At 45.3% G+C, this 12,971-nt stretch carries 13 protein-coding genes; 8 read left to right on the top strand and 5 right to left on the bottom strand.

The window, feature by feature from the left end:
- Positions 1-158 precede the first annotated feature (158 nt).
- The 3 genes from HP548_RS26230 to HP548_RS26220 all read right to left on the bottom strand — a co-directional run bounded on the left by HP548_RS26230 (position 159) and on the right by HP548_RS26220 (position 2,733).
- On the bottom strand, positions 159-1,262 hold the full coding sequence (locus HP548_RS26230) for an alpha/beta hydrolase family protein (protein ID WP_257219508.1): 1,104 nt from the start codon (positions 1,260-1,262) through the stop codon (positions 159-161).
- Positions 1,235-1,576 (bottom strand): GNAT family N-acetyltransferase, encoded by a 342-nt coding sequence (locus HP548_RS34155; RefSeq protein ID WP_409347680.1) that lies wholly within the window; start codon positions 1,574-1,576, stop codon positions 1,235-1,237. Before HP548_RS34155 ends, HP548_RS26230 begins: the two co-directional genes overlap by 28 nt.
- Positions 1,577-1,920: 344 nt before the next feature.
- Complete coding sequence (locus HP548_RS26220; RefSeq protein ID WP_099857119.1) at positions 1,921-2,733, bottom strand: MerR family transcriptional regulator; 813 nt, start codon at positions 2,731-2,733, stop codon at positions 1,921-1,923.
- Positions 2,734-2,835: 102 nt separating this feature from the next.
- Here HP548_RS26220 and HP548_RS26215 point away from each other — a divergent pair, with 102 nt between their 5' ends.
- The 8 genes from HP548_RS26215 (at position 2,836) to HP548_RS26180 (ending at position 10,632) form a co-directional block, all read left to right on the top strand.
- Entirely contained in the window at positions 2,836-3,285 is a 450-nt protein-coding gene (locus HP548_RS26215) for a DUF6386 family protein (RefSeq protein ID WP_099857121.1), read from the top strand.
- 38 nt (positions 3,286-3,323) lie between these two features.
- Positions 3,324-3,950, top strand: coding sequence for an SMI1/KNR4 family protein (locus HP548_RS26210; RefSeq protein ID WP_175383252.1), 627 nt, complete (start codon positions 3,324-3,326; stop codon positions 3,948-3,950).
- A 35-nt stretch (positions 3,951-3,985) separates the two neighbouring features.
- Positions 3,986-4,312, top strand: coding sequence for a hypothetical protein (locus HP548_RS26205; protein WP_076287953.1), 327 nt, complete (start codon positions 3,986-3,988; stop codon positions 4,310-4,312).
- 138 nt (positions 4,313-4,450) lie between these two features.
- Positions 4,451-4,999, top strand: coding sequence for an RNA polymerase sigma factor (locus HP548_RS26200; RefSeq protein ID WP_256716740.1), 549 nt, complete (start codon positions 4,451-4,453; stop codon positions 4,997-4,999).
- Positions 4,989-6,131 carry a DUF4179 domain-containing protein gene (locus tag HP548_RS26195; protein WP_175383251.1) on the top strand — a complete coding sequence of 381 codons (1,143 nt, stop codon included), beginning with the start codon at positions 4,989-4,991 and terminating at the stop codon, positions 6,129-6,131. Before HP548_RS26200 ends, HP548_RS26195 begins: the two co-directional genes overlap by 11 nt.
- Before the next feature lie 197 nt (positions 6,132-6,328).
- The gene (locus HP548_RS26190; protein WP_175383250.1) at positions 6,329-7,372 is read left to right on the top strand and encodes a pectate lyase family protein; all 1,044 of its coding nucleotides are present in this window, start codon (positions 6,329-6,331) and stop codon (positions 7,370-7,372) included.
- Between the two features lie 299 nt (positions 7,373-7,671).
- A complete protein-coding gene (locus HP548_RS26185) occupies positions 7,672-9,153 on the top strand; it encodes a methyl-accepting chemotaxis protein (RefSeq protein ID WP_175383249.1) in 1,482 nt (493 codons plus the stop codon).
- Positions 9,154-9,408: 255 nt separating this feature from the next.
- On the top strand, positions 9,409-10,632 hold the full coding sequence (locus tag HP548_RS26180) for a GNAT family N-acetyltransferase (protein ID WP_343054935.1): 1,224 nt from the start codon (positions 9,409-9,411) through the stop codon (positions 10,630-10,632).
- A 129-nt stretch (positions 10,633-10,761) separates the two neighbouring features.
- Here the strand turns inward: HP548_RS26180 and HP548_RS26175 are convergent, their stop codons facing one another.
- Positions 10,762-11,127 carry a VOC family protein gene (locus HP548_RS26175; RefSeq protein WP_076287957.1) on the bottom strand — a complete coding sequence of 122 codons (366 nt, stop codon included), beginning with the start codon at positions 11,125-11,127 and terminating at the stop codon, positions 10,762-10,764.
- A 190-nt stretch (positions 11,128-11,317) separates the two neighbouring features.
- Positions 11,318-12,931: an alkaline phosphatase gene (locus HP548_RS26170; RefSeq protein ID WP_343054941.1), complete on the bottom strand. Its 1,614-nt coding sequence runs from the start codon at positions 12,929-12,931 to the stop codon at positions 11,318-11,320.
- Positions 12,932-12,971: the final 40 nt, after the last annotated feature.

The following is a 12,971-nucleotide window of genomic DNA, read 5'->3' as shown; positions in this document are numbered from 1 at the left end:
TTGCTAACACCTTAATTCTTCACATGTATAACATGAATCTAGTTAACTCTTGAATGCCTTTAACCTGTGTGCCGGGCTTGATATAATGGTTGGATATGGTTCTGATTTTTCACCTGGATCAGAATGGGAAGGAGCGGATCAAATTGCGTCATTTTTCTTCAGAATTTCAGGAGAAATGAATCGATTGGGAACCGGATGTGTGCAACAAACGGTTGATCAACTGCGTGAATAGAGTTCAAAAATTGAACGATATCGTCCAAATACTGTGCGTCCATTAGTTTTCGTGGCGAGAACAAGGCGGTTGCATAGGTTTTTAACGTAGAATGCACCAGTGAAGAGGGCAGCATCGAATGATCAGCATCCGGTAGTTTGGTTACACTGAGCAGTGATTGTGGAATCATCTGACGATACACGCGCTCTGTCTCTTGAACATCGACATTTATATCTTGACCTCCAAGCACGAGATGAACAGGGCTTTGAAACGAAACGAGCCCATCTGTGGCATCCGATTCCACATTGTTGACGATAAACGTCCAACGCTCCTTGGAAATGAGTTGGTCTTTATTAGCCATGAGTTTATATTCATCATAGGTGGCCTTGTTTCGAATCAGCTGCAGAACCTGGTCATTATAGAGCTGCCTTGCAGTGATCTCTTCCTCGGTATATCCCTTCTGGAGCATTTCCTGCTGCGTGTTGTATCTGTTCTGTGTAATCCAGTTGATGGCGGGGGAAACCAAAATGCTAAATGCAATATCCGGATCTTGTTTCACAACGTTTGGAATGACCCATCCAGCCTGGCTGGCACCCCACAAACCAATTCGATCTTGATCAATAGATGGTTCTTTTCTGGCCCATTCAATGGCGGTTAAGACATCCTGTGCACGATCCTCCATGGTCTGGTCAAGCCAGTTTCCCGAGGAACCGCCAACACCAGGTTTATCCAACGAGAGGGAGGCATACCCCGCCATGGCAAGCTTTTCCCACAAAGGTCGGTATCCACCGTCATAACTGGCATTAATCGGACCATCACCATGTACAAAAACGACAAGGCCAACCTTATCTGAATGCTGTTTGGGCAGTGTGAGTATACCCGTTAATTGTCCATATGAGGTTGGAATGGAGATGCGTGTTTCTTTCATGTTGAATGTGTTCTGAATGAGCAGCCAAGACACAATAGCCAGAATGATGATTGTTACACCGATCAGCCATTTGAAAACTGGGGTCGTAAATAATCTTAGTCTAGGGGGTTGTTGTTTAAACACTGAAATGCCTCCTGTATGTTAGAGATAGGGATCATCATGAAAATCCATTCAGGTTCACGGAACAGGAATTTTCGGGAAATGCTGTTGTGTGATGATTCCACTCTGAAGTTCAATTGTTGGTAAAGACGAATGGCTTGTGTGTTGCTGCTGGATACGTGCAAAGATATATATTTACAATGGAGATGTTGGTTTGCAAACTGCTGAGCTGTAATTAGCAACTGTCTGGCAATCCCACGCTTTCGGTGACTTGAAGCTACAGCCAAATGCTCAATATAACATTCGTGTGGTCTTGGCTTATATTCCAGGGCAATCATTCCGACCATAAACATGCAGACATTGCGTAGTCCATATTGCTTGCAAAGCTTACGGAGTGGAATGTGATGGATATCCTTTTTTATCTGTAGGGGGTTTTTGAGGCACCATTTCAGGGATAGAACCCCGACAACCTGGTTTCCATCCATAGCAATGAACTGCCTACCGGAGGGTGAGTTTCCCTGCTCAACCCATATAGCGCCAAGCAAGTCAACTATTTCCGTTGGGGCGAGCCGAACAAGAGCCTCAAACTTGGTTGCAAAAGAATGGACTATTAACTTTCGGACAGCCAGTTGATGTTGACTTTGATCATCATAGTCCACAATTTGAATTGGATTCGTGAGGTTCATAATGGGTTCCTTTCTTTCACTTTAGAAGGAGTGACCTCAATTCTGGCCTGAATCTCATAGTGTAATTGATCAGTTCCTAACATGGAAAGATAGGACTTTTCAATCAAAATTATAGGGTCTACCAGCACGTAAGTGGCTTGAAATGCATATTCCTTAAGGTGATGAATTTCCTGGGCAATATTTTCTTCGGATGTCACTGTGAATGATCTGGTTAGATACAACCCTTTTTCAACAAAAGAATCGCTGATAGAATTAGAAGACGGAACACAGACTGCAACCTGGCCTAAGGTATACAAGTAGTGTAAATCAATTTCAAACAATGCAGGTTGATCCGTACGATGCTGATAAAGTGCACGGGCATGCAAAGATTCGTTTGGTTGGATGGTGATCCAAGTGGTGAAATGCCGAACAGGAATTTCCTTTATCTCATATATGGGTATACACTGATCCTGCTGTGATTGGCTGATCCATTCCTGCTGTTCCTGCAATATGCCTTGAATGAATTGTTCCATATGCATTAACGAATCAATCTGTGATTGTACAGCTTGAAGTGAATCGGTTAATAATCGGTTATAGTCATCTGCGGAATAGGAGAGCATGCACTCTTTGATTTGCTGAACAGGGACATTCAACTTGCGCAATAAAAGAATGTGAGAAAGCTGGTAGATCTCATCCATTCCATACATACGGTAGTGGTTGGTATCCACATATGCCGGGAAAAGTATTTCTTTTTCCTCAAAGTATCGAATTTGATGGATTGAAACATGCATTAATTTGGATAATTCGCTAATCGTAATGTATTTGTTCATTATGCTGGCTCCTGTCTGCTTGAATGGAATAGTTCCACTATAAACCTTAGGTCTGACCTAGGGTCAAGGTGTTTATTTTGAATTAGAAAGGAGAGATGAAGAATGAATGGGAAGTTTCAGTTCTTCACGGATACGGCAGCATTGTGCCTGTATGATCTGGCGGCGCTAAAACATCGTGTTGAAGATACACCGGACTGGTGGTCTATTGCGGAAGATGAACTGATTGAGGTAAATGCAGGCAACTGTTTGTTTCTGAATCTGGGTGAAGATGGACAGTATGAGGTGACATGGAGTCTGGATGATGCGGGGAAGGAACTGGAGAATGCACAGGTATACCATCTACGTGTCCCTTCCGGTAACGTGTATCTGGGGGCGGCGGAGGATGTCACTGGGGGCGAGCTAGAACCCGATGAGTCTTGCGGTGGTGTGTTGCTCCAGATGAAGCCCGGAAATTATGCATGTGCGGTAACGAAGAAAGACAACCAAATTTCGATTACCATCAAACCCAGTCTGCAAAGCGAAAATAGTTTGAATGACTTGATTCGAATCTGACGTTATAGGTACAACGTGATGGAAGGAGGCTTACATACATGTACAAGGTACAGTTGGAACGCATACAGGGGAAGTTGAACAAACTCCAGACTCTGGACCCGAAGCGGAATCTGTTTGGGGCAGAGAATCATCAATATGAGATGGCTCCGGTATGGACATTGGACAAAATTAAAGCTTTTGAACAGAAATGGAAGATAGAGCTGCCCGAAGAGTATCAAGCTTTTTTGCTTGTGATTGGAAGTGGTGGGGCAGGTCCTTATTATGGGCTGGAAAAGCCGGAGAACGGCATATATTTGGTGATGGATTATGATGATGAGTTGAATGCAATTTCTGAGCCTTTTCCACATGTGGAATCCTGGAATTGGGATGTGGACTGGTACGACGACAGCAAAGAAGAGGACGAGTGGGCAGCGCTTGAACATGAGTATTATGATCCAAAATGGTCGGCAGGGATGCTGCGAATCAGCGATTTTGGATGTGGCGTGTCGCTCAATCTGATTGTCAAGGGATTGTCCTTCGGAGAGATCTGGACCGATGATCGAGCGAACAGTAATGGAATTTATCCAGATCATTATATGGGCAACACGGAGCGGCTGGGTTTTCTCGACTGGTATGAATTGTGGCTGGACCGCTCGATCAATGAATTGAATGAGCAAGAGTGGTAGCCTTTAGCTAACTTTTAGATTAAAGGAGGTACCATGTGGGCTGGGAATATGGCATCAGAACAACAAATCCTGTCATTTTACCTCGGATTGTGAAGCGACTGGCGGATTCCTTAACTTTCTCTGACTTGTATAAGCTGGAGCATTATGAAGATGGGTTTGCGTTAATTCAGGAGGGTTCATCCTGGCCTGAAGCTCTACAAGTCTCGATTGAAGTGGCATCGGGAATGGATGAGATTGTAGAGGGAGAGTTATACATCTATTGTCTGTTTCATGTAGGAGGTGAATTCGCGGCAAACTGGCTGAAACAGATGGGAGCGGCTACGAATCAGGATGATAATGAGCTGGACTGGTTTGATCTTTAAATAATGATGCGGAAATCAATACAAGAGCTTCCTCCTCAGGATTAGGCGGGGCTTTTTTGTGATGGAAAATAAATAAAAAACGGTTTGGCTTGTTCATCCGTCTTAAACCATAGAAAGAGAGGAGGAGGGGATTGCGGGGTGGAAACCAAAGCCGAGATGAAAAAGATGCTGTTTGTACAGAGCGAAGACGAGACGGCATTTGTCCAATCCATCATGGAACATCAGGACATGCTGATCTCCATAGCCTACAGTTACCTGCGTAATCGTCATGATGCGCTCGAAGCGGTACAGGAGATGACATGCCGGGCCTGGATCAAGCGTCGCTCTCTGAAAAATGAGAAGGCGTTCAAATCGTGGATTATTCGTATTCTGATCTATGTGTGCATTGATGAACAAAGGCGTCGCAAACGGGCCACACCTCTGCCGAGCGAAGGGTTGGAGGAGGCGATATCCGATTCTGCCATTGCAGGATGCAGTGACAACAGACTTGCGATGTGGTCCATGCTTGAGAAAATCAAACCTAAATACCGCCATGTATTACTGCTGAAATACTATAACGACATGACGTCAATTGAGATTGCCTCCATTCTTGGCAAACCGGAGGGCACCATCAAGACCTGGCAGCATAAAGGGTTGGAACTGTTACGGAAACAGATGAAGAACAGGGGGGATTGGCATGACAACTAGTCCGGAGGAACAGGCACTTTTCGCAGATGCTTCCCAGGTTAAGCTGGAGAGACAGCAATTGAATCCGGCGGACACGGCGTTTGCCATTCAGCGAGGTCTGGCAAAGGCAAGAACTCGGCGAATGACAGGTCATGTGCAATTAAAGTGGATTACTGCGATGCTTGTAACCGCTTTGGCAGCAGGTTGGCTGCTGCTGGGTCCGCTTGGCAGTTCCACACCACAACAGGCAACCTATAGCGCACCTACACAGTATTGGGGAGTACTTGAACCTTTTCGGGAGTTGGCTGAAAAGAATGTAGATGGAAATACGATTGCATCCGCAATTAACAATGGTTATGTGCAGCTCGTGGATCGTTCTGTGAAATCAGGAATATATCAGTTAACCGTCAATGCAGTGATGGCGGATGAAAACAAGATGATCATATTGTACACAGCCCAGACGGATGCTTCCCAGGAGATATATTCGGTGAACCGTTCCAGGGTAACTGACATGCTGACCAATCATAAATTTGATGATAGTAATGCGGGGGGAGTCCGAGTACCCAAAGGGAACCATATCATATACGGTCGAACTGCGATTAACCTCAATCGAACTGATGCATTTCCTGAAAAGTTAATGCTCGACTTTCAAATCGTCTCCCTCGATCCGGGGAAGCTAGCAGACCCAAAAACAGGGACAAAGCGACCCGAAATGCGATATTCAGAACTGATGAAGATTTCTTTTGACTTAGACCCCAAATTTTCGGTTCCCAAGACGGAAATTATAAAACTTAATCAGTTATTTACGATTGACGGCCATGAGGTGATGTTATCTCAAGTCGAGATTTCTCCACTTGTTATACAAGCCAAACTTGTCTATGAACCTAATAAAAAGTTTGATTTCCAAACCAAACAATCTATAAGTGAATCAGTACATCCTTACGAGATTGTTTCTATAACCAAGAATGGTAAGCAGACCAAGCTTCTAATGTATCGAGGTAGCGAAACAGAAGACGGGATGATTTTATACTACAGCAGCAATATGCTGGACGATCCTCAATCGCTTGTATTGAAAATACCAACTGAACCCGGCAAAGTTTACGATGACTTGCAGGAAGCGGAGAAACATAAGCTGGAACTGAAAATCAAATAGGATTTAGAAGAAGGCGATACAAAGTCATGGTTTTTGTAGATGACTTTGTGTCGTCTTTTCATTTTTCTTATACGGGGACTGCTGTTGCAAAAAAATAAAAATATTGGTTAAATTGCAATTTTTGTATTGTCACATCTGATGTTACACGATATAATCAACTTGTCTTTCAGGATAAAATTATAAAGGATGGTGAAATTTTGAAGAAATTTTCGATTCTTTTACTCGCTGTAACACTGTTATTGTTGACGGTCTCCACGGCACCCGCTACATATGGTGCGGCCAGTTATCCCAACACAGGCACGAATGGTTTAACGGGTTTTGCCGGTAACGCCAAAAATGAGAGTGGTGTATCCAAATCAGCCACGACAGGTGGTAAGAACGGTCAGGTCATCTACATCAGCAATCTGAACGATCTGCGAACACATATGGCAGGCACAACAGCTAAAATACTGGTCATTGAACAAAATATTTCTTCCTCTACGTTGCAGAAAGTCGAATTTGGATCGAACAAAACGTTGGTAGGCTCCTTTGATAAACACACACTGACGAACATTCATTTCAGATCGACGTCCAGCTCAAGCAATGTCATTTTTCAGAATCTGACTTTTGAACACGCTTCCAATATTAATGCTAACGACGATATCCAGATGTATATTACTTCAGGCTCCAACTACTGGATTGATCACGTGACGTTCTCCGGCCATAGCTACAGCTCGAGCGGAAGTGATCTGGACAAGCTCCTGTACATTGGGGATCGCGCAGATTATATTACGATCAGCAATTCCAAATTTGCAAACCACAAATACGGAATTATTCTTGGATATCCGAATGATGGCAACAGCAGCTATAATGGTGTACCTCATGTAACGATGGCAAATAACTATTTTGAAAACCTGTATGTACGTGGTCCTGGTCTCATGAGATACGGTTATTTCCATATCAAAAACAATTACGCCAACAATTTTAACCAGGCCATTACGATTGGCGAGAAAGCACGCATATATTCTGAAAACAATTATTTCGGTGCAGGCGCTGAAAAAGGCGGCATTCTGGATGATAAAGGAAACGGAGAATTTACGGATACAGGCAGTACACCTGCGTTGAGCAGCCCATCCTCTCCCCAAACAAGTTGGAGACCAAGTACCAACTACAGCTATGAAGTGCAGACAGCCAGTTATGCTCGCGAGTTTGTCACCAAGTATGCAGGTTCGTCTAACACCACACTTGTGTTCGGGAAATAAAAGGTAGCTGACCCCCTTAACATGAAAAAGCCCGTATCCCTGATACGGGCTTTTACTATGGAGAAAACCAAATAAAATTTCTGAAATATAAGTACATATTATATCCCTTCATATATTAAAAATTTATAATAAAATTCCGATATATAGTAAGTGTGTTTTCATGTTTATGAAGACCTAATGTACTATAACAAAGCCCTAGGATTTTGCGATTTATTCATAAGCAAGGACCATAGACTGATAAAAGATAGTACAGAAATGTTTCACCAGCGTATTTAATTGATAAAAAGGACGGGAAATTCATGAATCGTTATGATGAAATCATCTGGAAAAGGAACAAGCTAATCTGTATCATCCTGTGGGTTATTGTTGCCATCGGTTTTGGTATGGCCTTTCTGGAACCCAAGCTGCTTGTTTCGAGTGGGGTAGCTATTTTATTCACCGGTTGGGTAACGTACGCCAATATCAAAAAGAAGTATATTCATGTGATCCCGTGGCTTTGTACACTCCTGATTACAATCTGTGGCGTCTACGCAGGCTGGGGAAGTGTTAACATCACTTTAAGTCTGGTTATCACTTCAGTGTTATTGCTCTATCCTGACAAGAAACTGTTCACAACCGGATTTCTCGTGCTGCTTGTTATTAGTATTCTTCAGGTTGTTCTGGTGGAGACAAAGAGCTCCGAGGAGTTTATTGGCTATATTGTTGATGTAGGGTTGTTTGCACTTACTGGAGCCATTCTGATGATGGTTTCCCAGTTGAATCAAAGACTCTTTTGGGATAGCGAGGCCAGGTGGCAAGAGGTGGAGCATTCCAAAATGAGAGTGGAAACAATGCTTGTAAGGGTCAAAGAATCTGTAGATGGCCTATCTCGTTATACGGAACAACTGAAGCAAAAAGTAACCGACACTGGCTCCATTACCCATGAAGTAACGCTGGGATTCAGTGAAGTGGCCAAAGGCGTTGAATTCCAGGCTACTAGTGTAGCAGAAATTTCAGAGTCCTTGTCCTTGTCGGATCAGCATATTCGCGATGTTGCTTCCTACTCACTTCAGATGAAAGAACTGTCAGCCAGCATGGCAACCAGTACAGAAACAGGCAGCACACAAATGGATCAACTGAATGTTCAGATGCAGGAGCTGTATGAAACGATTAATACCACAGCCGATGATATGAGTAAGTTTAACGAGGAAAGTGAGTCCATGTCGCTAATGCTGAACAGTATTTCAGATATTGCAAATCAGACAAATCTGCTTGCGCTTAATGCAGCGATTGAAGCAGCCCGTGCAGGAGAACATGGACGCGGCTTTGCAGTCGTGTCGGAGGAAGTTCGCAAGCTGGCAGAGCACTCCGGCCAGTCGGCCAGTGATATTGCTGCTATTTTGTCCCGTTTGAGAGGACAGACACAGGCGTTGACGGATCGATTTGGGCGTATTCGACTCGCTTTGGAAGCAGGAAAAGACAGTGTGCAAACGGCAGAAGAAGTTTTCCGTACGATCAACAGCAATTCTCAGCAAGTATTGAATCAGGCCGCAGATATCGAGAGCAGTTCAGCCACGATGAGAGATTCCTCTACCAAAGTGGTTAATGAGGTTTCAGAAATTTCAAGTGTGACTCAGCAATCGAGTGCCGCTACGGAAGAAATTCTTGCTAGTATGGAGGAGCAGCGCAATCTGACCCAGAAGATGGTGGACAGCTTCGGAGAACTGGAGCAACTGATTGTGGACCTGAACGAGTTGGTATCGGATAAGAACGAAGTAGGTTCTGCAACGGGTACGCTGTAAAATACTTAGGCTGAAGCTAGCTTACTGCATCGGAGTCACCTGATTACTCCAATTTTATACTCGAAGTTCAGTCTATTTAGCCTGTCTCCAACCATGATGTGGGGGCAGGCTTGTTTGTTTTTTGATGGCCGTTCGCTCTGACTGTTTTCAATGAAACAATTGTGGGTGTTCATCCAGGCCCACTATAATGGAAGGAAGAAGAATTTGTAAAAAATAATTAATGGCAGGAAGTTTGGGCAATTGGGGGAGCAGAACGTGAAGAATGCAGTAATGGAACAAAGGACGGATAGCCGCGATCGTACAGATCCAGCGAAGAATGAAAGACGCGATAGTCGCGTTCGTTTCTATGATTGGAATTCGCTCGAAGATATGGACTGGCCTAACACCGAGGATGGTAGAGATGCAAGAGCGTATTTGGAACCCATGATGTTACAAGGGACACAGGACTTCATGATAAATGTAAACACAACCTTACTCATTGCTCGAATTGACGATCTAGTGCTTCCGTTGACGGTAAATGATACAGAGTATGAAAATTCTTACGTTTGTTCGCCTTATACACATTATGTACGGTATGCCAAGCAGGAGTTGATGCTGCTTCGGAAACCGTTGCTGGAAAAAGGGCTTTTCGCGCTGCTCAGTGTGGTGGGGTGGGGAATGCGGCAATCACAAATAAACAAAGTTGTACATATCAACAACTGGCTGTTATCAACAAACCTGTATCCTGCCATGTCAGGAGAGCAGGCGGTTTGTCTGCTCGCAGCAGTAAGGGAACGTTATCCTGAGTATGCCGTCGTATTTCGCTCCTTGTGTCCAGGGCTTCACTCAGATCTGACGGGAGAGCTGACGGAAGCAGGCTGTCAACTAATTCCGAGCCGGCAAATCTATCTGTACCGGGCGAATGATCCAAATTTCGGCAATGCGAAGTCGCGCTGGCTGCTGAAGCGGGATTACGAATTGTTGACAAAGCACGAATATGAATTCGTTTCCGGAGCGAATCTGACGGAGGAAGATATTCCACGAATCGCGGAGCTGTATAGGCTGCTATACCTCGAAAAATACTCTTATGATAATCCGCAATTCAGTGAACATTTCATTGCCACATCAAAAGCTTCTGGAGCACTGACGTTGTGTGGTCTGCGAAAGGAAGGGCGTATAGATGCGGTTATGGGATACTTCTGTCGAAATGGGGTGATGACAACGCCGTTGTTCGGTTACGATACGGCGCTACCCCAGTCCATCGGGCTGTACCGCATGCTATCAGCTTGCTTGATTGGACAGGCCCGTGAGAACGGTCATCTGCTGCATGAGAGTGCAGGTGCTGCGCAGTTCAAGCGCAACCGTGGCGCTGTATCGGATTTCGAGTATTCTGCCGTGTATGAGCGCCATCTGCCAATGAGCAGACGCTGGTGCTGGCTGCTGCTTGAACGGCTTTTGAATCGCGTGGGTGTACCGCTAATGCGTCGGATGAAGCTGTAAACTTGCACAAAAGCGCGCTGACGCCATCCTATGTGGGGTGCGCGTGCAGGTTTGGCTCCACACAAAACAGGTCGGTCATCGTGAAACGTACACTTATTTAGATTCGCCTCAAACAATATTACGCCTTAATTATGCATGTTCGGCCAACTGCACTTCGAAGCCATCTGGGTCGGCAATATAAATAAACCGCAGATGCGGATTGGGCTGAACGGGGCCTCGTACAATCGGGATACTTAATGCGGCGAGCTGCTCCATGGCTTCGTCCAGCGACCTTACCTCATAACCGATCGAAACACCGGCCTCTGGCTTGAGTGTGGTTTCGCTGCCCTCAATCAGTTCCAACTTCGTTTCATTTTCCAGTCCCAGCATGGCGATCTGCCGTCCCCGGCTTTCGAATCTGCGCTGAATCGGCAGCCCAAGCATGTCGTGGTAGAAACGGAGCGATGCTTCCAAGTCGCGTACCCGCAGTGTGATCCAGTTTAATCTGATCAACATCATGAGTCTCTCCTTTTTTACGTCATATTTATCAACGTTATGCTTATTATACGATAAGCTTGTGCGTGGGCCTACTATACTACGTTACCTTTGCATATAGAAGTTGGATTTAAAAGTGAATTCGAAAAACCGCCCAAGAATATTCTTGGGCAGTTTAGCTAAGAGTGCCGTTCAATGAGGGGGCGCTATTTTATTGAATCAGATCAATCGCATCCTGTGACACAAAGGCTTCTACGCCATTGTAGACAATTACGCCATCCAGGGTTGTCTTTTTGCCATTAACGAGCGCGATATTTTTGTAGATTTGCAGTTCAAGCTTGGTGCTACCTTTTGTTACGAGGATCTTCGGATTTTTGGCATCCGTCAGGTCCAGCTTGTACGTTGCACCTTTGGCAGTAAAAGCCTGTTTGGCGGGCACAAACAATTGTTTGCTAACGCTATCGAGGTCAAGGTCCAGCACACGTGCCATGTATTTGGCTACATCCGTGTTGTCGATAACACCGAAAGGTCGATCATTATTCGGAGCGTACGTATACAGCACAACATCTCCGCCCGTATGACCACCAGTGGTCCAGCCGATGCCGGAACGTTTGCTGATCATCGGTCCAACCGTATAATTGAGGCTGCCGGGACTGGCCGCTTTAATTGCAGCGATTTCCTCGGAAGTCAGGTCGGTAATGCCATAGTATTGCTTCATCACAGCTTTGATATTAGTGCGTTTGGCATCCAGCTTGGATTCCAAACCTTCGCCTGTTAGCTTGGCCTTTTTCAGAGGTCCGATAAATGTGGACAACGGCTCTTTATCATAGGTGCCTGTCGTTGAAGCATTACCGATGGTCAATCCACCGTTCTGGTGATCCGTGACAGCGACAACGACAGTTTCTTGATCTTTTTTGGCAAAATCCATGGCTACTTTGACGGCATCATCGAATGCCAGTACATCACTGATAATGCCGATTGGATCGTTGGCATGTGCTGCCCAGTCGACCTTGCTGCCTTCAACCATCAGGAAGAAGCCATCTTCATCTTTGGAAAGAACTTCGATCGCTTTAGTTGTCATCTCGGCGAGACTTGGCTGTTTAGCTGGATCACGATCCATATTATAAGCCATGCCTGCCGGGGCAAACATCCCCCACAGCTTGCCTGAAGTGGAAGCTTTCATTGCTGCCGGAGTAGTCACATAATCGTAGCCCAGTGCTTTGATGGATGAGACCAGATTTTCGCCATCTTTGCGTCCCGCAGGCTCCAAATAACTGCTTCCTCCACCGAGAACAACGTCCATACCGTTATAGACCTGCTGTTTGCTCAATGCATCATAGTTTTTGCGATCCGGATAGTGGGCGGAGAAGTCAGCTGGTGTGGCGTGCATAATTTCAGATGTCGCAATAATGCCAGTTGCTTTGCCTGCCAGTCTGGATGCTTCCAGGATAGAAGCGACCGGTTTTTTCGCATCTCCCGGTGCGATGGCTTTTTGTCCCGGCATCGTTGCTTTATCAGGCAGTACTCCGACATACCCTGTATGTGATTTGTGACCTGTAGCAAAGGCTGTTCCCGCAGGGGCCGAGTCCGCAATCGGCGCATCCGCAGAGTGTGTACGAACCATGCCACTAGCCATGGAGTCCAGTGTAAGAGAGGAACCTTTGTACCAGCGAGCCAAAGCTGTTGCGTCGTTCGCCATACCGTCCGGGATCAGGATGATTACATTTTTGATCGGTGAAGCAGATGAGGTGGTGTTTTCCACAGCCCAAGCTGCACTACTGCCTCCCAGCGTAGCTGTAACAATGGTCGTAACCGCGAGCATCATTTTGGCAGCACGGGTATTGAATCGATTTAACATGAACACA

The sequence above is a fragment of the Paenibacillus taichungensis genome (genome assembly GCF_013359905.1).
In the GTDB taxonomy this organism is placed as follows: Bacteria; Bacillota; Bacilli; order Paenibacillales; family Paenibacillaceae; genus Paenibacillus; species Paenibacillus taichungensis.
Note: the sequence above shows the minus strand (reverse complement) of the source record. Positions and strands in the feature narration are given on the sequence as shown.